The organism is Maricaulis sp. (assembly GCF_030149425.1).
Classification (GTDB): Bacteria; Pseudomonadota; Alphaproteobacteria; order Caulobacterales; family Maricaulaceae; genus Maricaulis.
Genome location: NZ_JASBRQ010000036.1, coordinates 1 through 20,432, shown reverse-complemented (window position 1 = coordinate 20,432; position 20,432 = coordinate 1). Strand labels below are relative to the sequence as shown.

Annotated in this window: 20 protein-coding genes; 7 read left to right on the top strand and 13 right to left on the bottom strand. The window is 62.5% G+C overall.

What is annotated here, in order from left to right; translation table 11 throughout:
- Window positions 1–242: 242 nt before the first annotated feature.
- Window positions 243–749 (top strand): hypothetical protein, encoded by a 507-nt coding sequence (locus Q1V57_RS05425; RefSeq protein ID WP_300528367.1) that lies wholly within the window; start codon window positions 243–245, stop codon window positions 747–749.
- Window positions 750–861: 112 nt separating this feature from the next.
- Here the strand turns inward: Q1V57_RS05425 and uvrB are convergent, their stop codons facing one another.
- The gene (uvrB, locus tag Q1V57_RS05420; protein WP_300528364.1) at window positions 862–3,021 is read right to left on the bottom strand and encodes an excinuclease ABC subunit UvrB; all 2,160 of its coding nucleotides are present in this window, start codon (window positions 3,019–3,021) and stop codon (window positions 862–864) included.
- A 168-nt stretch (window positions 3,022–3,189) separates the two neighbouring features.
- On the opposite strand from uvrB, the gene Q1V57_RS05415 reads away from it, so the two are divergent.
- A complete protein-coding gene (locus Q1V57_RS05415) occupies window positions 3,190–3,627 on the top strand; it encodes a response regulator transcription factor (RefSeq protein WP_300528362.1) in 438 nt (145 codons plus the stop codon).
- A gap of 57 nt (window positions 3,628–3,684) precedes the next feature.
- Entirely contained in the window at window positions 3,685–4,140 is a 456-nt protein-coding gene (locus Q1V57_RS05410) for a response regulator (protein WP_300528361.1), read from the top strand.
- A gap of 28 nt (window positions 4,141–4,168) precedes the next feature.
- On the opposite strand, the gene Q1V57_RS05405 is transcribed toward Q1V57_RS05410, so the two are convergent.
- Window positions 4,169–4,561 (bottom strand): DUF3775 domain-containing protein, encoded by a 393-nt coding sequence (locus Q1V57_RS05405; protein ID WP_300528358.1) that lies wholly within the window; start codon window positions 4,559–4,561, stop codon window positions 4,169–4,171.
- A gap of 187 nt (window positions 4,562–4,748) precedes the next feature.
- Here Q1V57_RS05405 and Q1V57_RS05400 point away from each other — a divergent pair, with 187 nt between their 5' ends.
- Window positions 4,749–5,258 carry a response regulator gene (locus Q1V57_RS05400; protein ID WP_300528356.1) on the top strand — a complete coding sequence of 170 codons (510 nt, stop codon included), beginning with the start codon at window positions 4,749–4,751 and terminating at the stop codon, window positions 5,256–5,258.
- Here Q1V57_RS05400 and Q1V57_RS05395 read toward each other — a convergent pair.
- The 9 genes from Q1V57_RS05395 to Q1V57_RS05355 all read right to left on the bottom strand — a co-directional run bounded on the left by Q1V57_RS05395 (window position 5,255) and on the right by Q1V57_RS05355 (window position 14,152).
- Window positions 5,255–5,578 (bottom strand): hypothetical protein, encoded by a 324-nt coding sequence (locus Q1V57_RS05395; protein ID WP_300528355.1) that lies wholly within the window; start codon window positions 5,576–5,578, stop codon window positions 5,255–5,257. The two genes, Q1V57_RS05400 and Q1V57_RS05395, sit on opposite strands and share 4 nt — an antisense overlap.
- A 59-nt stretch (window positions 5,579–5,637) precedes the next feature.
- Window positions 5,638–6,693: a beta-eliminating lyase-related protein gene (locus Q1V57_RS05390; protein WP_300528352.1), complete on the bottom strand. Its 1,056-nt coding sequence runs from the start codon at window positions 6,691–6,693 to the stop codon at window positions 5,638–5,640.
- Window positions 6,690–7,487, bottom strand: a complete 798-nt coding sequence (locus Q1V57_RS05385) for a hypothetical protein (RefSeq protein WP_300528350.1) — start codon at window positions 7,485–7,487, stop codon at window positions 6,690–6,692. The genes Q1V57_RS05390 and Q1V57_RS05385 overlap by 4 nt, the downstream gene beginning before the upstream one ends.
- Window positions 7,488–7,524: 37 nt before the next feature.
- Window positions 7,525–8,136, bottom strand: coding sequence for a class GN sortase (locus Q1V57_RS05380; protein ID WP_300528347.1), 612 nt, complete (start codon window positions 8,134–8,136; stop codon window positions 7,525–7,527).
- A gap of 35 nt (window positions 8,137–8,171) precedes the next feature.
- A complete protein-coding gene (locus Q1V57_RS05375; protein ID WP_300528345.1) occupies window positions 8,172–10,400 on the bottom strand; it encodes a marine proteobacterial sortase target protein in 2,229 nt (742 codons plus the stop codon).
- Between the two features lie 202 nt (window positions 10,401–10,602).
- Window positions 10,603–11,172 carry a carboxymuconolactone decarboxylase family protein gene (locus tag Q1V57_RS05370; protein ID WP_300528342.1) on the bottom strand — a complete coding sequence of 190 codons (570 nt, stop codon included), beginning with the start codon at window positions 11,170–11,172 and terminating at the stop codon, window positions 10,603–10,605.
- Between the two features lie 107 nt (window positions 11,173–11,279).
- Window positions 11,280–13,217, bottom strand: coding sequence for a serine hydrolase domain-containing protein (locus tag Q1V57_RS05365; protein WP_300528339.1), 1,938 nt, complete (start codon window positions 13,215–13,217; stop codon window positions 11,280–11,282).
- A 30-nt stretch (window positions 13,218–13,247) separates the two neighbouring features.
- On the bottom strand, window positions 13,248–13,820 hold the full coding sequence (locus Q1V57_RS05360; protein WP_300528336.1) for a hypothetical protein: 573 nt from the start codon (window positions 13,818–13,820) through the stop codon (window positions 13,248–13,250).
- Window positions 13,817–14,152, bottom strand: coding sequence for a PadR family transcriptional regulator (locus Q1V57_RS05355; protein ID WP_300528334.1), 336 nt, complete (start codon window positions 14,150–14,152; stop codon window positions 13,817–13,819). The genes Q1V57_RS05360 and Q1V57_RS05355 overlap by 4 nt, the downstream gene beginning before the upstream one ends.
- A gap of 147 nt (window positions 14,153–14,299) precedes the next feature.
- On the opposite strand from Q1V57_RS05355, the gene Q1V57_RS05350 reads away from it, so the two are divergent.
- The 3 genes from Q1V57_RS05350 to Q1V57_RS05340 all read left to right on the top strand — a co-directional run bounded on the left by Q1V57_RS05350 (window position 14,300) and on the right by Q1V57_RS05340 (window position 17,883).
- On the top strand, window positions 14,300–15,505 hold the full coding sequence (locus tag Q1V57_RS05350) for a pyridoxal phosphate-dependent aminotransferase (protein ID WP_300528331.1): 1,206 nt from the start codon (window positions 14,300–14,302) through the stop codon (window positions 15,503–15,505).
- A gap of 114 nt (window positions 15,506–15,619) precedes the next feature.
- Window positions 15,620–16,087: a DNA starvation/stationary phase protection protein gene (locus Q1V57_RS05345; RefSeq protein ID WP_300528328.1), complete on the top strand. Its 468-nt coding sequence runs from the start codon at window positions 15,620–15,622 to the stop codon at window positions 16,085–16,087.
- Between the two features lie 398 nt (window positions 16,088–16,485).
- Window positions 16,486–17,883: a methyl-accepting chemotaxis protein gene (locus Q1V57_RS05340; RefSeq protein WP_300528326.1), complete on the top strand. Its 1,398-nt coding sequence runs from the start codon at window positions 16,486–16,488 to the stop codon at window positions 17,881–17,883.
- Here the strand turns inward: Q1V57_RS05340 and Q1V57_RS05335 are convergent.
- Window positions 17,880–18,773: a LysR family transcriptional regulator gene (locus Q1V57_RS05335; protein ID WP_300528324.1), complete on the bottom strand. Its 894-nt coding sequence runs from the start codon at window positions 18,771–18,773 to the stop codon at window positions 17,880–17,882. The two genes, Q1V57_RS05340 and Q1V57_RS05335, sit on opposite strands and share 4 nt — an antisense overlap.
- A gap of 122 nt (window positions 18,774–18,895) precedes the next feature.
- On the bottom strand, window positions 18,896–19,888 hold the full coding sequence (locus Q1V57_RS05330) for an aldo/keto reductase (protein WP_300528323.1): 993 nt from the start codon (window positions 19,886–19,888) through the stop codon (window positions 18,896–18,898).
- Window positions 19,889–20,432 lie beyond the last annotated feature (544 nt).

The window sequence follows — 20,432 nt, the reverse complement described above, 5'->3', positions numbered from 1 at the left end:
CTTCGCGGTCTACTAATGGAAGAATCAAAAGGGTCGTGGAGGATGTAGCGCAAACGCTCATTCGCTATGGTCGTGCGTATTATTTCTGGCGGGATGATTGCCAGAACGAGGGCATAAGTCTTACGCCGATACGGCCTCTTGGAGTTTTTCGTCTTTTGGGCAGTTTAGTGCAGTGGGTTCCGCCCAGGACAAGTTGGTCTAACAGCGAAGGAGAGCAGGAGTTTCCTCGGGAGCTGCGATTCTTGGACGAAAGCGCGATTATGCTCTTTGGGCTGCCAACTGTTCTTAAAAAAGCTTTGTCGCGTCAGAACAGTGTTCTTTCCACGTTGGATGCACACCTATTCAAAGAGTCTGAATTTCTGCCGCAGCCGACACATGAGAACCCGAACCCTGTCAATTATTTTAACTTCAGCGCTTGGAATGAAATGCAAGATAAGGCGCTATATCGGGCTACGGTCGCTACCGGATGGAACGGGCGAAAAACTGACTCGGTCAAACAATCAGATTTTTTCGTTGGGCATAGGTTGATCAGGTTTCGGAGAAATCAACTCATTCTGCGCGATAGCATTCTAAAGCAATTGGGTGACGAGCTGACGAAAATTGGGTCGCGATACAGCGCGAGCTTTGCGGTGAGCATTGTAGCGGCTGAAGAATTGCCTTCTATTCAAGAGCTCGACGACTTGGAGAGGCGACTTGAGTTAGAGCAAATCGATTTCGCCGAGCTCGTGGACTGCTGCCTTAAGAATTGAGCTGCAGCGCGCTTTGGGCCAATGGAAATTGTTCTATAGCCCGGAGGAGCCTTCCCGAAAGCTCCAACCTTCGCTCGCCAACTACGGTTGGCGAGTCGGCGGATGAGGCCAACTACCCCGCCGTCAGCTTCTGTATCTCATCTCGCAGCCGCGCCGCTTCCTCGAATTCCAGATCCGCCGCCGCCTCGCGCATCTGTTTCTCCAGATCCGCCACCACGGCTGCTAGGTTCTCCCCGACCAGCGGCGTCTGACCCGTATCGGAAACCCCGGACGGTTTGCCGGTCGCGCGTTTGCCGCGGCCCTTGGCGGCGACATTGCGGCCCTTGGCCTGGCTTTCCATCACCTCTTCCAGGATATCGCTGATCCCGCGGGTGATGGTTTTCGGGGTGATGCCGTGTTCCTCGTTATAGGCGATCTGCTTGGTGCGGCGGCGGCTGGTTTCGTCCATGGCGCGCTGCATGGAGCCGGTGATGCGGTCGGCGTAGAGGATGACTTTGGCGTCGGCGTTGCGCGCGGCGCGGCCGATGGTCTGGACCAGGCTGGTTTCTGAGCGCAGGAAGCCCTCCTTGTCGGCGTCGAGAATGGCGACGAGGCCGCATTCGGGGATGTCGAGGCCCTCGCGCAAAAGGTTGATGCCGATCAGCACGTCGTAGCTGCCGAGGCGGAGGTCGCGGATCAGTTCGATACGCTCCACCGTGTCGACATCGGAGTGCATGTAGCGGACCTTGAGGCCCTGCTCATGCATGTATTCGGTCAGATCCTCGGCCAAGCGCTTGGTCAGCGTGGTGATCAGGGTGCGATAGCCCTTCTCGGTCGTCTTGCGCACCTCGTCGATGACGTCATCAACCTGGGAGGCGCCATCCTTGGCCACCGGGCGAACCTCGACCGGCGGGTCGATCAGGCCGGTCGGGCGGATCACCTGTTCCACGAAGACGCCGCCGGTCTGGTTTAATTCCCAGGGGCCCGGCGTGGCGGAGACCTCCACGGTTTGCGGCCGCATCGCCTCCCATTCCTCGAATTTGAGCGGGCGGTTATCGAGGCAGGAGGGCAGGCGGAAGCCGTGATCGGCGAGGGTTTTCTTGCGGTTATAGTCGCCGCGATACATCGCCCCGAGCTGCGGGATGGAGACATGGCTCTCATCGGCGAAGATGAGGGCGTTTTCCGGCAGGTATTCAAACATTGTGGGCGGCGGCTCGCCCGGCTTGCGGCCGGTGAGATAGCGCGAATAGTTCTCGATGCCGGCGCAGGAGCCGGTCGCCTCGAGCATTTCAATGTCGAACTCGGTGCGCTGTTGCAGGCGCTGAGCCTCCAAGAGCTTGCCCTCTTTTTCCATCCAGGCGAGGCGTTCTTTCAGCTCCGCCTTGATCTGGATGATGGCCTGATTGAGGGTCGGGCGCGGGGTGACATAGTGGGAATTGGCGTAGAAGCGGACCGATTTCAGCTCGTTATGGGTCTTGCCGGTGAGCGGGTCGAACTCGGCAATGGTCTCGATCTCGTCGCCGAAGAAATTGATGCGCCAGGCGCGGTCGTCATAGTGGGCCGGGAAAACCTCGAGATTATCGCCGCGCAGGCGGAATGTGCCGCGGATGAAGGCCTGGTCGTTTCTTGTGTATTGCAGGTCGACGAGCTGGCGCATGACGGCGCGCGGGTCGATCAGATCGCCGGGCTTCAAGTCAAAGGTCATCGCCGTATAGGTCTCGACCGAGCCGATGCCGTAAATGCACGAGACCGAGGCGACGATGATCACATCATCGCGCTCGAGAATGGAGCGCGTCGCAGCATGGCGCATCCGGTCGATGGCCTCGTTGATGGAGCTTTCCTTCTCGATATAGGTATCCGTCCGCGGCACATAGGCCTCGGGCATGTAGTAATCGTAATACGAGACGAAATACTCAACGGCATTATTCGGAAAGAAACTTTTGAACTCGCCATATAATTGCGCTGCCAATGTTTTGTTTGGTGCAAGTATAAGTGCGGGCCTTTGCACGGCCTCGATGACTTTGGCCATGGTGAATGTTTTACCGGTGCCGGTGGCGCCGAGCAGGACCTGGTCGCGCTCGCCGGTGGTCAGCCCGTCGACGATTTCCTGGATCGCGGCCGGCTGATCGCCCATGGGTTCGAACTCGGACACGCACTGGAAGGTCAGCCCGCCCTCGGCCTTGTCGGGCCGGTCGGGGCGGTGCGGCGTCCATTCGGTCGGGGTCTGCGTCACCTGCTCCAGCGCGAAGTCTTCCGGGGCAGTGAGAGTGTCGTCAACGGTCAGCTTGGCCATGGACCGGATATACGCACGCGCGCGGGTGACGGCTAGGGGCGTGCTGACAGCGTGGTGTCGGGAAGGGGCAGGCACTTTGGTCGGATCGCCGCTCATAATGCATGAGCGGCTGGATACCCGGCATTAAGCGTCGCGGTTAACCCTGTGGGGTGAGACAAGGAGACCTCCATGACCACCCCAGCCTTGAGCGATGCCGGCATTCTACTCATCGATGACAGCCAGGCCGTACGCTCGGTCTTGTCGACCCTGTTGCGGGGGCTCGGGGTGCAGCGGATTTATCAATGCGGCGAGGCCGACGAGGCGCTGGTCCTGGCCCACACCTGCCGCCCGGACATTGTCCTGGTCGATTATGATCTCGGCGCCTGCAGCGGGCTCGACGTGATCCGCAGTTTCCGTGATCCGCAGGCCAGTCCCGATCCGGACCTGCCGGTCCTGCTGCTGGGCCCGCTCGAATTGCCCTTCCTGTTCGAGGGCGCACGCGAGGCGGGCGCGAGTGCCATCCTACCCAAGCCGCTCAACGCCAATACGCTGGGCCAGAGCCTGATGACGGTGCTGGCGGCGCGGCGGGCGCGGCCGGAAATCCTCAGCGCGTCGGGGCTGCATTAAGGTAATATTCAATTAGTCATGGCACTAAAAGGGCCTCGCGATTGTTCGGCGGAAATGATGTCTCAGAACTGTTTGCAAAACCTGCGCGTGCTCATTGTTGAGGATGTCAACGCGATCCGGTCCCTGGTCCGCCGCATTGTTACCGGCTTGGGGGCCAGTGAAGTGCATGATGCGGCCGATGTCGCCTCCGCCTGGACCGCGCTGGATGCGGCGCCCTTCGATGTCATGCTGCTGGACTATGAGCTCAATGGCGAGGATGGGTTGTCGATCCTGGAAGATCTGCGGTTACGCGCCGACCACCCGAACAGCGATATTGCCGTCGTCGTCCTCACCGGACATGCCGAGGCGCATGTGGTGACCGAGGCGGTGCAAAAAGGCGCCGATGCCTATCTGGTCAAGCCGGTCGCACCCGATGTGCTTGGCAAGCGGATCGTCCAGGTGCTGGAATCCCGCAATGATCATGGCCGGGGCGCTCCGGTGTCCGAAGTCGTCTGGCGCCGTAGCAATAACTGATCGCGGCGCTGCGCGCTCGCGTGTGGCCTCAGGCGTCGTCGTAAACGTCGGCCTCAATGACCGCATCCAGTCCCAACTCGATATAATCCCCCATTAGCGGCGCACCGAGCAGGTAGTTGGCTGTGGGTGTCGAGCGGCGCCCGCGGGCGTCCTCAACGGCGCGGGGAAAATCGCGGCCGTCATAATCGCCGCGCCCGATCCAGTAGAGCGCGACCAGCTCGGCCTGGGCTTCTTCATCCAGCCCGTCAATCCAGGCCTCGATCTCGTCCCGGCCGGCATCATGAGCGCCCGTCTGCAGGTTCTCCACGGCATCGGTTTCATCCGTGTCCGGGTCGCGTTCTAAATCTTCGATCTGTTCCTTGCCGTCATAGCCGCGTGCACGAAGAATGAGACCGCGGACGGCGTTTTCGGCAATATTCATGCTCAAGCCCTTTCAGCTTCGCATCGGAGTGCCCCCTACGCCTGCCACCCTAGCACAAAACGCCCGGATTGGCCTGCCAGGGCACGCGGCATGCCGACGCAGCCACATGCCGGCGCGGTCAAGACTTGGTTAAGACCGGTGGGCGAATATGGCGGCAGACCCGATTCCCGTGGCTGCAAGAGCGCTCATGTCCGGTAGTTTTGAACGCATTCGTGTCCTGATTGTTGAGGACAACGCCCACATGTCGACCATCCTGCGTACGATTTTGCAGGGGTTCGGCGTGCGGACGATCGTAGAAGTGCGTGATGCTGCCGACGCGTTCGAGACCATGCGCGACGTCAATCCCGATTTTGCCCTGGTCGACTACATGCTCGGCGATCTAAACGGGCTGGAGTTTACCCGCCTGGTTCGCACCGCATCGGATAGCGCCAACAAATACCTGCCGATCATTATGGTCACCGGCCACACGGACAAATCCAAAGTCCTTGAAGCGATCAATGCCGGGGTCAATGAATACCTCGCCAAGCCGGTCCGCCCGGTTGATCTCTTCCACCGGATCTCGGCCCTGATTGAACGTCCGCGTCGCTTCGTCAAAGCCTCGACCTATTTCGGGCCTGACCGCCGCCGCCGTCAGGATCCGCGCTATAACGGTCCCTGGCGCCGCTCGACCGATGAGGAAAAGGCCGAAGCGAGCTAGCCGGCTGCCACGGCCCGGTAGGGTTCAAACACAATCACAGCCTCGCGCGCATCTACCGCCTTGCGCTTGCGGATGATGGAGGCGAAATCCGCGTTGTTAATCAGCAGGGACGGCCCGGTCTGGACCAGCTCTTCCCGCCGTATCAGCGCGCTATCGCAGGCGAGGGGGAGGCCGCATCCCGAGCGGCAGGCGACGGCGTCAGCATCACGCAAGAGCGCATGCAGCTCGCCTGAAGCTTCATCATCATTGATCCGCGCCCTGCCATAGGCATCGAAGTCGATCAGATCGAGTTTGAATGCAATGCCGTGCCCGTATCCCACTTTTCCCTCCATCTTCAGATGGGAGTGTACACGGTTTGTTCTGCAATCTCAAGCTGTGTCTAATTTGCAGAGCGAAGCAGGTTCTCAACCTCGTCTTCGCCGGTGCACCAGCTCGCGACAAAGCGCGCGGATCCGTCCGGCCATTGGTAGAACCCGGCCCCGGCATCGCGCATCTGCCCGGCGATAGCCTCCGGCAGCCGGGCGAAGACCTCATTGCCATCGACGCTGTGTAGCACATCGACACCGTTGATCCGGCTGAGCCCATCGGCCAGCTGGCTCGCGCGCTTATTGGCCCGGGCGGCGAGATCGAGCCAGAGATCATGGCTCAGCCAGGCATCGAACTGGGCCGCGATATAACGCATTTTCGGCGCCATATGGCCGCCGCGCTTCTGGCGCGCCTGCAATTCCTCGAACCGGTCCATGGCCTTGGGGAAGAGGATGACGGCTTCAGCGCCCATGGCCGCGTTCTTGGTGGCGCCGAAGCAGAGGACATCGACACCGGATTTCCACGTCAGCTCCGCCGGGCTGCAGCCCAGCGTGACCAGCGCATTGGCAAAGCGTGCCCCATCCATGTGCACGAAAGCTGGGCGGTCCTGGATGCGGGCGGCGCGCTCGGCGACCTCCGCCGGCGTATAGGCAGTGCCGCTCTCGGTCAGATTGGACAGCGAAAGAACGCGCACCGGATTGGTATGGACAAAGCCTTCCGGGATTTCCGCCACCGCCCGGTCAAGCTCGTCGAGCTCGATCTTGGCATGGGCGCCGCGCAGCGGGATCAGCTTGGCACCGCCGGTGTAGAATTCCGGCGCGCCGCGCTCATCGCGGTGAATATGCGCCTCGTCATGACAGAGAATGGCGCCGTGCGGGGGGCACAGGACCGAAAGGGCCAGCGCATTGGATGCCGTGCCGGAGACTGCAAACAGCACTTTCAGATCGGTTTCGAAAATCTCCTTCAGCCGCGCCTCCACGCGTGCGGAGATGTCGTCGGCGCCATAGCTCATCGCATAGCCCTCATTGGCGCGGGCAAGCGCATCGATCAACGAGGGGTGAGCCGGGGCGGTGGTGTCGGAGAGGAAGTTCATGGCCGGATAAGAGCGGGTATCTGCTTCTCGCGTCAATCGCCAAAAGCGGGATCGGGGACCAGCGGGGGCAGGCTGTCGCGCATGCTGTCGGCCGAGCTGGTCGGCAGGGAGTGCTGATTGGTCGTGGTCCCGAGTCCGCTCAGGTCCCGGCTCCCAAGGGGCTGACCACCAAAAAGGGCGCGGATGTCTTCGGCCGAAAGATCGAGGCCCAAGGCTGCGCGCACCCGGGCCAGCTCCTCTGCCGATCCATGGCGGGCATAGGCGAGGCCCCGTTCCGGCGGGCCATCGGGACAGGCGCCGGCCTGTCGGGTGGCTGCAGAGCTGGACTGGCAGAAAACTTCGCGCAGCAACATGGGGGTGGAGCCGCGCCCGGCCGGGAGCGGGAGGGCTTCGCCTTCAAAAGCCAGGAAGCCGCTACTGCCGCCGGGTTCAGCCGGCTGGTCTTCATCGTCTTCATCAGTAGAGGGGCTGGCAGCAGGGGGGCTGGAAAGCTCGACTGCTTGATCAGTTCGTGGCGGCAGCGGGCCGGGATCTGGCGCGGGCGCCGGGGCTTCGTCTTCCGGGGTCTCCGGCTCCGCTGCCTGTACGACCGCGATCTCCTGCACCGGCGGTTCCTCGGTCGCTGTGTCGTCCACGACCGGCTCTTCCGGCGCCCGAGGCCGTTCAACAAGGATGACATCCACCACATCCAGTTCGGGCGGGGCGGTGATGTGGCGCGGGGTTAGAAGGATCAGGGCGAGCAGGAGGGCATTGGCACACACAGCCAGCACGCCGGCGAAAACGCGGCGCGGCCAGGGCTGATCAAGGGGCGCGAACAACGCTTCGCCCACATTCTCCTCCTCACAGGCCCCCGCCTGGGAGGAAGAGTTAGCCTGCGTGCCCGTTCAGGGCCAGCTCAAATCCGGTGTGTGGATGATCTGTCACGATCTTCTCGGCCCAGACCACGTAACGCAGCGGGCCCGGTGTCAGCGAACCAAAGGGCCAGCACGTGACCAGGGCGAGACGCGCAGGGCCGCCGTCGGGCTGGATACCGGAGCGCTCGGCATGGACGATTTCGGTATGGGTGATGCGGAAAGCCATGCGTTCGCCATCGGCGCGTTCGACAATTACCTCATCGCCCGGCTTGACATCGCGCAAAAAGGCGAAGTGCGTGTCGCGATGGGCGGCGATGATCGACGTGCCGGCATCGCCCGGATGGGGCGAGACAGCGAGATGCGCCGGGCCGAAAGCCAGGGCTTCGCCCCCGCCCTCGGCGAGCACGATGGCGCGCTCACCGAGGGAAGGGACGGAGAGCCGCGCCACGGGCCAAGTATCGGCCCAGGGCCATGGTGTTGGCGCGGTTTCTCCTTCCTGTGCACGGGTCCAGGCTTTTGCCAGAAGGACCTGCGCGATCTCGGCCTTGGCGGTCAGGTAGACGCCCTGACCGAAGACGAACCCGCCAGCGAGGAGAAGGCTGATGGCTGCGAGCGATGCCGCCATCCTCCCCGCTTTTGGGTGCACCCGTTTGGGCAAGCTCACCACAGCCGGCGCTCCCGGTTGGCGATCAGCCAGAACAGGGCGATCAGCATCATCAGGGCACCGAGCCACATCATCAGCTCGCGCGGCGTGGCCGTAGCCGGCAGCGGCACGCCATTCTCGTCAACGGCCTGGGCATTGGGGTCGCGGCCCGGGCGCAGCTTGTTAATCAGCGCTGTATCGAGCGCAGCGTGCTGGACCGGGGCGACCCGCTCGTCGGACACCGCGTCCAGATCCCAGCCATCGGGTGCCATTACCGGCACATCCCGCTGGACCAGCCGGTCATTGGCCGGGCGCGCCGGGGTGACGTCGACGGCGACCAGGCTGGTCAGGCGTGAGACCAGCGAGAATTCCAGCGCTGTGCGCAATACGCCCGCATCGATCGTGTCCTGGGACGCGCCCTGGAAGCGGGTTTCCTCGATCGAGCGGATGCGGTTGCGGCCGAACAGGGTGGCAATGCCGGAAGCGGGCCTTGTGTTCGCGAGCGAGAGCTGTTCACGCCAGCTCTCGCCCGCCAACTCACCCTCCACCAACATCACACCCTCGGTGGACTGCAAGCGTGCGGTCATGATGACCGGTTCGCCGTAATAAAGATCCGGCAGCGGCGCCGGCCAGATTTCCGCCAGCGCATCGCGTGGGAACAGCGCGTCGAGATCGGTCATGACCGGGCGTTCGAGTGCGGTGAAAAGCTTCTCCATCTCCTCGGCCACATCGCTGACCTGACCGATATGGGTGAAGGTGCCGCGACCGGCGCGGGCGGCGCGGCTCATGAAATAGGTGTTCGGGGCCGAGCCGATGCCGACCGGGAAGAGGCGCGACCGGCCCAGGCCGACATCAATGGCCTCGAACAGCTGTTGTTCATTGCCAATGGCCCCATCGGTCAGAAAGACGACCTGGCGCACACGCCCTGTCTCTTCCGGACGGCTGTCATTGAGCGCTGCCACCAGGGCCGGCAACATCTCGGTACCGCCTTCTGCATCCAGTCCCCGGGCAAAGCCGATCGCCGTCGCGACATTGACCGGTGTGGCCTCCACCGCGTCCGGGAAAACCAGTTCCATCGTATTGTCGAAACGGATGACGTTGAAACGATCGCCCGGCTCCAGGCGTTCGAGGGCGAAGATCAGGGCCTCGCGAGCCTGGCGCATGGATTCGCCGGCCATGGAGCCGGAATTGTCGATGACGAAAATGGTCTCGCGCTGGCGTCGCGGGGTGTCTGCGCCGAGCTCGGCCGGCGGCAGGATCTGCGCCAACAGATAGGTCTCTTCGCCCACGGTTTCCGTGAACAGGGCTGCGGTCGGGACATTTTCATTGGCTGGCCGCCAGGTCAGGACGAAATCGCGATTGGCCGGGATCGGACCATCGGCCAGGCGAACGCTCGCCTGGCCCGGGCCGGTGTGCTCGACATAGGTCGCGTGGAAGCGGCTGGCGACCGGGCCGAGCTCGAAACCGGCATCCAGATTGGCGTGGATCGTCACCGGCAGGCGAAGGCCTTCGGCGGGTTCGCTGTCCGGGTGCATGATCGGCGGGGTAATGAGATGCGCGTCCGGCACGCTGGCGGGTGAGGCCGATCCGGTCGAGGCGAACTGGTAGCCGCCGTCCTGGGGAATATAGCGCGGGGTGATCGCCAGCGGTGCGCGCAATTCGAAAGTGCCGTCACGCAGGCGGGCGACATCCTGATACTCGATCTGAACGATGATCGTCTCGCCCGGACCGATATTGGCCACCGAGGTGGTGAACATGTTGGGGCGTTGTTGTTCCAGCAGGCTGGCGCGCTGTCCCGCCGCCCGTGCCCGCTCATAGATCTGGCGGGCTTGCTGGCGCTCGTGAATTTCGCCCTCGATGAATCGGTCGCCGATCTGCATGCGCAAGCGGTCGACGCCGGAGTCCTCGGGCAGGGGGAACACATAGGTGCCTTCCACCCAGGCTTCGGAGGGATTTTCGAAGCGTTGCGTGACCGTGGCGCGGACGACCGGACCGGACACATCCAGGGAAATATCGGTCGCCACGAGCGGAGCGGGCACATAGACCCCGGCATCTACGGTTTTGAGGAGGAGGGCGCCTTCATTCACCTCGCTGAGGCGGACCATGCCGTCCGGCGTGACCGGGTCGACCGTGTCGGCCCGGGCTTCCGACCACAAGAATATCGTGGCGGCAAAAGCGGCTATGGCGATCATCAGGCCCATCCAGGCCTGGCCCCCGGCGGCGTTGCGTGTGCGCGATGAAGTCATCGACTTCCTCCCCATAAATCGAACCGTTGCGATCGTGTGTTTCGCGGCCGGTTCGCTTCCCTGTCCTTGGTCAAGCTGCGCCCGGATCGGGGAGGGCAAAGGGCCGGTTTGCGGCGATTGCGGGGAAAATTGCGGCGAAATTGGGCAAACAAAAACGGGCGCCCCCGTGAGGAGACGCCCGCAAAACTATGTTGCGATTGGCTTATTCCGCCGGAACAGCCTCGCCTTTGGTCCAGGCGAAGGGCTTGAACGCCTCATCGACCGGCGTGTCGGCGAAATGGTTCACATAATTCGACATCACCTTGTGCGAGACGCCGAGCACGACATCGAGGATATTGCGGCGGGTATAGCCCGCTGCCAGGAAGGCCGCCGTATCGGCGTCGGACACCACGCCGCGCTGACGCACGGTCTTCAGGGTGAACTGGCGCAGGGCCTCCAGCTTGGCATCGGGAAGGGCGCGTTCTTCGCGCAGCGCGTCGATAATGTCCTGCGGGACTTTCTGCATCTGGGCGATCGCGGTGTGGGCCGGGACACAGTAATGGCAATCATGCTCGGCATTGATCGAGAGCCAGACAATATTTTGCTCGACCTTGCTCAGGGAGGTCCGGGAAAACAGCGCGCTGAGCGTCTGGTAGGCTTCCAGGAGTTCCGGTGCCTCGGCCATGACGGCATGCAGATTGGGTATGAAGCCGACGGACGCCTGGGATTTCTCAAGCAGCGCCTTGGCGCCGTCCGGGGCAGTGTCGACGGTATGGATCGTGAAATCACTCATCACGGTGTGTCCTCGCTTGCGGCGCCAGTAGCGGCGTCGCGCTGTAGGTCGTGATGCAGGGGCGGTCATTCAAGACCGCCCCGGATCAAGTGTTTGTGAGGCTGTGCTCAGAACTTCCAGCCGAGCAGGTTCCAGTAGTTCAGAACCGCCAGATAGCCCGCTGAGAAGAGGATGACGGTAGAATAGCGCAGCCGTGCCAGGACGCTGCCATCACCACGGCTCCACAGGCGGAACGCCAGCACGGCGCCGCTCAGGGTCAGTGCCGCGCCGATCACCGGGAAGGCCAGCAGCGTGGACAAGGCCGGCGGCCAACCGAAAACAATCTCAGTGCCGGCGCTCGACAGCACCATCGCCAGCCCGCCGATGAAAATCAGCTGTGTCGCGCCCAGTGCGAAAACATTCAGCCGCGCCAGTTTCTGCATCCCGTTCATCGCGAACACCCGGCGCCAGTGCACCAGCGTGCCGGCGACCAGGTTGAGGAAGATGAGCAGAGCCGGGCCAACCACAAGCAATTGCGTGTTCAGGCTTTCCATCGGCGATATGCGATAGGCGGCGAAGATCGGCGCATTCCAGGGCAGGTAATGCGTCACCGCGCCGCTCTCATCGCGCATGAAGGCGATGCGGGCTTCGCTGTCATAGCTGCGGAAGACATCATCGCCGAGCGCGACATAGCGCCGTGTACCCGACTGGGAGGTGACAAGCAGGGCGCCGTCCGCACTTGCGGAGACGGTAAGGTCGCCGCTGGCGGCCGTGATCTTCTCCAGCGTCGTGTAGGCGTGGCGATTATAGCGGTAAAGGCCGACATATTCGCTCAGATCGGTATCTGCCTCAGGGGTCAGGAGTTCAATCGGCTCTCCGGGATAGAAGGTGTCCATGAAGGCCTCGAAGACGTCGCCGCGCAGGGCGGCGCCTTCCGCGCCATTGGTGGAGATGTAGATGCCCAGATCGTGTTCCGGTACGAGGACCAGATTGGAATGGAACCAGAGCGTATCGCCGCCGTGGGAGATGACCCGCTGGCCATTGTATTCCTGCTCGAAGAACCCGTGCGCCATGCCCGGCAGACCCGGGTGCATGGTGTAGAGCTGGCTGTGCATCCGCTCGGCGGTCTGGGCCGAGAGAATGCGCGCGCCATCAAGCTCTCCGCCATTGAGGTGGGCGAGCATGAAGCGCGCCATATCCGTACCGGATGCTGACAGCGCTCCGGCCGGTCCGAAATTGGCGATGTATTCGAAACCCTGGTCCAGCGTCTCGCCGGCCTCCCGCATCATGCCCTCTGACATGTCCGCGGCGATGGTGTCGGGCAGCGGTTCGCGAAAGCTCGACTGGGTCATGCCCAGCGGTCCCAGGATGTTCTCTTCGATATAGGTCTCGAAATCACGGCCGGAGACATTGGCCACGATCACGCCGGCCAGGCTGGTCGCCCAGTTCGAATAGCTGGCCGCATAGCCAGCCGGGCGGACGCGGGCGGGCTGGTGTTCCAGCATGACGTCGCCGAGCGGGCGCAGATCGTCCACGTCGTCGGCAAACAGGAAGCCCACCGCGCCGTCTTCAAACCCGCCGGTATGCGCGAGGATATGGGCCAGGGTGACCGGCCCGCCGAAGGCTTCGGGGATTTCGATCCCGGTGCCGTCCAGATAGGCGTTAACGTCGCTATCCAGATCCAGCCGTCCCTGCTCCACCAATTGCGTCACGGCGGTCCAGGTCAAGAGCTTGGACACCGAGCCGGGGCGGAACAGGGTCGTGGCCGGGTCAACCGGGCGGGTCTGGGCCGCGTCAGCGTGGCCATAGCCCTTGGCAAAGACCAGCTCACCATTTTGCACCACGGTGACGACAACGCCGGGAATGTCGTTCTCGGCCAGATTGGTTACGATAGCGCTGTCAAAGAAAAGCGCGATGTCGTCCGGGTCGAGACCGCTTGCCGTGGGTGCCGGTTCGGCAGGAACTGCGGCTGCAGCCGGGGTTTCGAGCGGGGTGTCGTCCTGGGCCAGGGCTGCGCCCAGCGGCAAGACGACGGCGGCAAGCGCCGCAATCAGATGGCGTTTCATGGAAACTCTCTCAAACAGGAGGGGAGTGCGTCAGACCTGACGGTTGGATTTCTTTCGCATCAGGCGCAGGGCGAGGCGGGCGATTGCGCCGCCGGCAAGGTAGAAGCCCATCGCCATGGCTGCGGCGACGGGGATGTAAAACCCGCCGAGATGTTCGGTGTAGGCGCTGGTGTCGCTGGCGATTGTTCCGAGGAAGAAGACACCGCTGTCATCGGTGAACAGGCCGGTGGAGGAGGGGTTGAAGATCTCGAACCCGATCGTCACCAGGACTGAAACAGCGGTGAGATAGAGTATTCCGGTAAAGAACAGGCCGATCGCGGCGCCAAGACGGTGCGCCGATAACAGGATCAGGGTCGCAACGGTGTGTTTCGGCCCGGAGCGGATATAGGCATCCTCGATGCGCAGCTCGTCGCGGAACTGGCGGGCGTAATCCCCGGCGCTGCCCATTTCATCGAGAGCGGCTTCGAGCGCGCCTGAATCGGCTGCGGAAAGCAGGTGAGAGCGGATCTCCGAAACGATGTCGCCGGGTTGCTCAACGCCGAGCCGGGTCAGGTTCTGCTCCAGAGCGTCGCAAAATTTGTCGATGCGCGGATCGGTGCTCATGCCTTGGCCTCCAGGATTGCGTTCATGTCTTGATCGAAAAATGTGCGGGCTTCGCGCATGGCCGCCAGCCAGGCTTTGCCATCGGGCGTGACTTCATAGGCCTTCTCCGGCCGCCCCACGGTTTCGCTTGACCATCGGCCGGCAATCTTGCCTTCGCGTTCGAGCCGGTTGAGCAGCGGGTAGAGAGCGCCGCCGGACAGGCCGATATTCGGGTAGGGCTCGACCCTCTTGACCAGGGCAATGCCCGAGCTTGGCGTATGGTTGAGCAGAGCGAGAACGGCGAGCTCCGCTGCGCCTTTTCTCAATTGGGATTTCCAGCTGTCGATGTTCATAATCATGTCTTGTAATGCATGATATATTGCAATGCAAGTTTAATTTCGAATTGAGGACCGCGACAATCAGCCGTGTGGGCTTTGATTGCCCCGATCTTCGCGCGGGACTAGGCTCGCCACGTCTCAAGCCTGATTCAGGAAATGCCCATGACTTTTTCGGCCTCTGCCGCGCTTTCGCGCGTGAAACCCTCTGCCACCCTGGCTGTCACCCAGAAGGCCAAGGAATTGCGCGCCAAGGGCATTGATGTCATCGGGCTCGGTGCCGGCGAACCGGACTTTGATACGCCGGACCATATCAAGCAGGCGGCCGTTGAAGCGATTGCCCGGGGCGAGACCAAATACACGGCGGTCGATGGTATCGGCGAACTCAAGGACGCCATCGTCAAGAAGTTCCGCCGCGATAATGATCTCGATTACACCGCCTCCCAGGTCCATATCGCGCCCGGCGGCAAGCCGGTGATCTTCAACGCCCTGACCGCCAGCCTTGATGCCGGTGACGAGGTCATTATTCCGGCGCCCTACTGGGTGACCTATCCGGAAGTCGTCCGCCTGCTCGGCGGCGAACCGGTGATCGTCCGGGCCGGGATCGAGAACAGTTTCAAGATCACACCGGATCAGCTCGAAGCCGCGATCACGCCGAAGACGAAATGGTTCATTCTCAATTCGCCCTCCAACCCGACCGGGATGGGCTATAGCGCCGCGGACCTGCAGGCGCTGGCAGATGTTCTGCTGCGCCACCCCCACGTCATGATCATGTCCGACGATATGTATGAGCATATCGTCTATGACGGTTTTGAGTTCGCCACCATCGCCCAGGTCGAACCGCGCCTCTACGAGCGCACCCTGACCATGAATGGCGTCTCCAAGGCCTATTCCATGACCGGCTGGCGTATCGGCTATGCCGCCGGCCCGGAGGCCCTGATCGCCGGCATGCGCAAGGTGATTTCCCAGACCACTTCCAATGCCTGCTCGATCAGCCAATGGGCTGCTGTCGCGGCGCTCAATGGCGAGCATGACTTTCTCAAGCCGCGCAATGAGGCCTTCCGTCGCCGTCGCGATTTCATGCTGGAGGGGCTCAATGCTGCCGACGGGCTGGCGGCGCCGAAGCCGGAAGGGGCATTCTACATCTTTGCCGATTGCGCCGGGGCGATGGGCAAAACCGCGCCAAACGGCCAGGTCATCGAAACTGACACCGATTTCTGCGCCGGTCTGCTCGAGGCCGAGGCGGTGGCCGTCGTCCCGGGCATTGCCTTCGGCATGGAGCCGGGCTTCCGGGTGTCCTATGCCACGGATGATGACAGCCTGCGTGAGGCCGCGGCGCGTATCCAGCGGTTCTGCGCCAGCCTGCGATAGTATCGGCAAAATCGATAGATTCGAGAAATAAGACTTGTTTGGCTTATGGGTGAGGCGCCGCTATAACCCCCTACAGAAAATCCGGATGACCGGAGAGACGCAGAGGAGAGAGCGATGAGCTTCAATATGGGCCTAACCGAAAACCAGCGCACCGATATGGCTGCTGCCGTGACCGCGGTCCTGGCAGATACCTATGCGCTTTACTTCAAGACGCACGCCTATCACTGGAATGTCACCGGGCCGCGTTTCCACGATCTGCACATGTTGTTCGAGACCCAGTATAACGAGCTGTGGACAGCGACCGATGAGATTGCCGAACGGATCCGCGCCCTCGGCGTTCCCGCTCCGGCCTCCTATGATGCCATGGCGGCTTCGGCGACCTTGCCGTCCTCAGCCGACAAGACTGATGCCAATGATATGGTCGCCGATCTTCTCGCCGGTCATGAACAGGTTGTTGGTACGATCCGCGAGGCGCTCGACCTGGCCGGCGAACATGGTGACGAGGCAACGGCTGATGTGCTGACGCCGCGCCTGACCATTCACGAGAAAACCGCCTGGATGCTGCGCTCGACCCTGGGCTAGACCCGCGCGGCTGACGCCGGTTCACATCTCCAGACACAAAAAAGCCCCGGCCTTCGAGCCGGGGTTCTTTTTTATAAGCCTGAAAAGAAAATAGCGCCGGATCCATAAAGGGGAGGGGAGGATCCGGCGCCAGATTGGCATACCTGAAGGGGAGGAGACGGGTATGCTTTAAACTCGAGGTACACAGCGGTGTTCGCCGCCGTCGATGACGCGTATATGGCGCAGATCCGGGCTGCGCAGAAGAGCCGACTTCGCAGATCGGTTATGCAAAAACGCAAGGCTTTCTCGCCATCTCCCCGCGCAGACCGGATGCGCCGCATCTGGTTTCTCCACACAATTATTACCCTTAATTAACCGTGTCGGGGGCACCTCGCACGCGGGGAAAGAGGAGGACGCCAATGTTGAACGCACTTTTGCGCCGCAACCTTGTCGAAGAGGACGAACCGGTGATGGCCGGGGCCGTTGCCGCGCGCGATCCGGAATGGGTGCAATCACTGGCGTCAACGCTTGATCGCTTGGCTGAGGGCGAGCTGACCGGACTGCCGGACGTGCCCGAAACACTCGCCGGACCTCTGGCGCGCCTGATCGGCATGATTGCGGGCCGTGACGAGGTGTCCCTGCACCGCTCGGTCGGGTTTTCCATGCAGGCCAGCTCGGCCATGGCGGCAACGGCACGGGTCACCGGTGATATCCGCTCGGTGGCCAGCCAGAGCCAGACCATGGCGGCGGCTATCGAGGAGCTCGACGCCTCGATCCAGCAGATCTCCAGCTTCGCCGGGACCTCGGCAGGCAACCTCACCGATTGTGTCACCGCGACCAATACCGGTCTCGATGAAGTGGCGCAGTCCTCCCGGCAAATGGGTGAGATTGATACCGCCTATCAGAGCATTATGGGCCGGGTTGAGCGCCTCGAGGCGGCTTCCGCGCAGATTACGCAAATCGTCGATACCATCGCCGAGATCGCCGGGCAGACCAATCTGCTCGCCCTCAATGCGACCATCGAAGCAGCCCGGGCCGGTGAAGCCGGGCGTGGTTTCTCCGTCGTGGCCGAGGAAGTGAAGGCGCTCTCGGGCCAGACCGAAAAAGCCACAGGCGATATCCGCGACCGGATCGATAACCTGCAGGGCGAGGTCAGCGGCATTATCGGCGCTGTTCGCGACTCCATGACGTCGATCGAAAGCGGGATCCAGGCCACCGAACGGGCGACGAGCAGCGTCCAGACCGGTGTCGGCCTGGTCGAGGAGAGCGCGCATCTGGTGTCCGAGATTGCCCGTCTGATGAATGAACAATCCCAGGCGACCGGCGAGCTCGCGCGCGGCGTCACCGAGGTCACCAAGTCTGCGACCAAGGCGCGCGGCCGGATCGAGGCGGTGATCGAAGCGGTTGCCGAAAGCGAGTCGCTGGTTGAACAGGCCTTTTCCGAGTTCGATGAGCGCGAGATCCACGACTATGTGCTTTATCGGGCCAAGTCCGATCATCTGATCTGGAAGAAGAAACTGTCGGAAATGCTGGTTGGTCGTAGCGCCCATGAAAAGGACCAGGTGTCCAACCATCAGGGCTGCCGGTTGGGTAATTGGTATTACTCCGTCAGTGATGACATCCTGCGTTCAGACGCCAATTTCCAGGCGCTAGAAAAACCGCATGCCGAATTCCACCGTCTCGCAGCCCAGGCTATCGAGTGCTGCAATGCCGGCGACAAGGATGGCGCGGAAGACGCTGTCGATGCGATGGAATTACAGTCTGAAACGGTTGTCCGCCTGCTCGAAACCCTGATCGAGAGCCGGGCCCGCCGCTAGCTTTCCCACCGCCGCGCCTGTTCGATCAGGAAATCGCGGAAGGCAATGATCCGGCGCGATCCGCGCAGCTCGCTCGGATAAACGAAGTAAACTTCGAAATCCGGGCCCTGCAGGTCAGGGAGCACCCGCACCAGGCTGGGATTCTCCCGCGCCACATAATCGGGCAGGGCGGCGATGCCCATACCGGCCTGGACGGTCTTGGTGACGCCGTAAATCGTATTGACCTCGATCACGGCCGGACGCGGTTCAGCGCCGTCCGGGCGACCGGCCTTAGCAGCCCAGTCCAGTCCCGGTATCGGCGCCAGCTGGGGCGGGCCGTAATAGATGATGTCGTGATTATCCAGGTCCTCGGCACTGCTCGGCTCACCGCGGCGGGCGATATAGTCATGGCTCGCATAGAGGTGCTGGCGTACGCCCAGGAGTTTGCGTTGTACGAGATCATTCTGGGTCGAGGGCCAGGGGCGGATGCCGACTTCGGCCTCCAGCCCAGCCAGGTCGAGCTCATGGTCGTCGAGCATCAGGCGTATGCGGATGGCGGGAAAGCCGGCCTGGAATTCCGCCAGGCGCGGAGCCAGCCACATCGCACCCAGCGCGGTCGGGGCGGTGACCTTGAGCTCGCCGGACGGTTCGTCCCGGGCGTCGAGCACCTTGGCCTCGGCCAGCGCTACCTTGGCGGCGATCTCGTGCGCCGCTTCATTCAGGAGATTGCCCGGTTCGGTCGGGATCAGGCCACGGGCGTGACGGTGAAACAGGGTGATGCCGAGATCATCCTCGAGCGCGGCGATCTGGCGGCTGACCGCCGATTGCGACAGGCCAAGCCGTTCCGCCGCCTTGGTCAGCGAGCCGGCCTGCGCCGCAGCGTGAAATGTCTTCAGCTTGTCCCAATCCATGTGCCGCGCTCCGCGATGCGAGTCGTTTGCGCTGCAGCATAGCCATTTGACGCCAAGGTGCGAGAGATAAGGCACGGCGGCGCTTTGATTAAAAGCGCCGCCGCATGACGCCCGTGGGGAGGTCAGGCGTTGATCGAGGCCATCTGTGCTTCGGCGTAGCGCAGGCCCTGGACCTTGTCGGCCAGCGTATCGAGACGGGCGATATCGTCCGCGCTCAGCGTCACCTCGGCTGCGCCGAGATTGACGGCGAGATTGGCCGCCTTGGTCGTGCCCGGAATGGTCAGGATATTCTCACCCCGGCCGAGCACCCAGGCGAGGGCGATCTGGGCCGCATTGACCTTGTGCGCAGCGGCGATCGCGGTGATCTCGTCGACCAGCGCAAGATTGGCCTCGAAGGCGCCCTCGGCCCAGCGCGGGGAATAGGCCCCGGAGCGAAAATCCATCTCACCCGGCTTGTTCTCACGCGAATAGCGCCCGGTCAGCATGCCGCGGCCAAGCGGGGAATAGGCCACCAGCGAGCCGCCGATATCCTCAAGCGCCTTGAGCGGGCCGTCCTCGATATCGCGGCTGAAGATGGAGTATTCCGACTGCAGCGCGGCGATCGGATGCACGGCGTTGGCTCGGCGCAGGGTTTCCGCCGAGGCCTCCGACAGGCCGATTGCGCGGATCTTGCCTTCCTCAACCAGTTTGGCCATGGCGCCGACCGTCTCCTCGATCGGCCGCGTCTGATCCATACGGTGCATGTAATACAGGTCGATATGATCGGTGCGCAGGAATTTCAGGGAATTCTCGACGGCGCGGCGCATATTGGCTTCCGAGCCATCGACACCGGTAAAGGCGCCGGTTTCCAGATCGCGGGTCGGTCCCCACTTGGTGGCGATCACCACCTTGTCGCGCTTGCCTTCAAAGGCTTCGCCCAGGAGACGCTCATTAGCGCCCATGCCGTACATTTCGGCGGTGTCGAAGTGATTGACCCCGCCCTCAATGGCGGTGTGCAGGAGTTTGATGGCGTCGGTCTTGTCAGTCGCCGGACCATAAAACTCGGACAGGCCCATACAGCCCAGACCGATGGCGTTGACGAAGATCCCGGTATGTCCAATTTCGCGTGTCAGCATGATGTGTCCCTTCGGAGTTGGGTTGCTGCAAAGCGCTGCGGTGAGCACTCACTCACATATTGTGAGTATTTACTCACAATGCAAGAGGGGCGGTGAAATTTTTTACGCGGAACCGGGTGAGGGTAGCATGGATGGGACAGAGGGCGCGCCTGCTTTAGCGTCCTCATTCCGGACCTTGATTGCCCTCGCGGAAGCGGGGTACCCGGGCCCCCGCGAGGCTACCCTCAACATCCGGCCTCTCCCCGGGGAGAGGTGGCCCGGCGCCGAAGCGCCGGGTCGGAGCGGGGGGAAACATGTCCTGCGAGGATTATGTTTCCACCCCCTTCCGCCCGCCATCCCCCGATTTATTCGGGAGACCTCACCAAATCTGTCACCGGATGTGACGCGGTCCCCCGGATGACCGCTGTGCGGCCACCGGGGGATAGCGTTTGGAATTAGACCCCGGTCGGCTCACGCGCCGTGGGGTTGATACGGCGATGGTGTTTCATCGAAAGTCTCCCTTCCACATCCATCAAGACAAGGGTTCTCGCCCGCACGGCTTGCG

Excerpts from the sequence above, each read along its gene's own strand:
- Q1V57_RS05350 (WP_300528331.1), top strand. The coding sequence starts at position 14,300 with ATGACTTTTTCGGCCTCTGCCGCGCTTTCGCGCGTGAAACCCTCTGCC.
- Q1V57_RS05330 (WP_300528323.1), bottom strand. The coding sequence starts at position 19,888 with ATGCTGACACGCGAAATTGGACATACCGGGATCTTCGTCAACGCCATC.
- Q1V57_RS05360 (WP_300528336.1), bottom strand. The coding sequence starts at position 13,820 with ATGAGCACCGATCCGCGCATCGACAAATTTTGCGACGCTCTGGAGCAG.
- Q1V57_RS05365 (WP_300528339.1), bottom strand. The coding sequence starts at position 13,217 with ATGAAACGCCATCTGATTGCGGCGCTTGCCGCCGTCGTCTTGCCGCTG.
- Q1V57_RS05345 (WP_300528328.1), top strand. The coding sequence starts at position 15,620 with ATGAGCTTCAATATGGGCCTAACCGAAAACCAGCGCACCGATATGGCT.
- Q1V57_RS05335 (WP_300528324.1), bottom strand. The coding sequence starts at position 18,773 with ATGGATTGGGACAAGCTGAAGACATTTCACGCTGCGGCGCAGGCCGGC.
- Q1V57_RS05370 (WP_300528342.1), bottom strand. The coding sequence starts at position 11,172 with ATGAGTGATTTCACGATCCATACCGTCGACACTGCCCCGGACGGCGCC.
- Q1V57_RS05375 (WP_300528345.1), bottom strand. The coding sequence starts at position 10,400 with ATGACTTCATCGCGCACACGCAACGCCGCCGGGGGCCAGGCCTGGATG.
- Q1V57_RS05400 (WP_300528356.1), top strand. The coding sequence starts at position 4,749 with ATGTCCGGTAGTTTTGAACGCATTCGTGTCCTGATTGTTGAGGACAAC.
- Q1V57_RS05340 (WP_300528326.1), top strand. The coding sequence starts at position 16,486 with ATGTTGAACGCACTTTTGCGCCGCAACCTTGTCGAAGAGGACGAACCG.
- Q1V57_RS05355 (WP_300528334.1), bottom strand. The coding sequence starts at position 14,152 with ATGAACATCGACAGCTGGAAATCCCAATTGAGAAAAGGCGCAGCGGAG.
- Q1V57_RS05415 (WP_300528362.1), top strand. The coding sequence starts at position 3,190 with ATGACCACCCCAGCCTTGAGCGATGCCGGCATTCTACTCATCGATGAC.
- Q1V57_RS05405 (WP_300528358.1), bottom strand. The coding sequence starts at position 4,561 with ATGAATATTGCCGAAAACGCCGTCCGCGGTCTCATTCTTCGTGCACGC.
- uvrB (WP_300528364.1), bottom strand. The coding sequence starts at position 3,021 with ATGGCCAAGCTGACCGTTGACGACACTCTCACTGCCCCGGAAGACTTC.
- Q1V57_RS05410 (WP_300528361.1), top strand. The coding sequence starts at position 3,685 with ATGTCTCAGAACTGTTTGCAAAACCTGCGCGTGCTCATTGTTGAGGAT.
- Q1V57_RS05380 (WP_300528347.1), bottom strand. The coding sequence starts at position 8,136 with ATGGCGGCATCGCTCGCAGCCATCAGCCTTCTCCTCGCTGGCGGGTTC.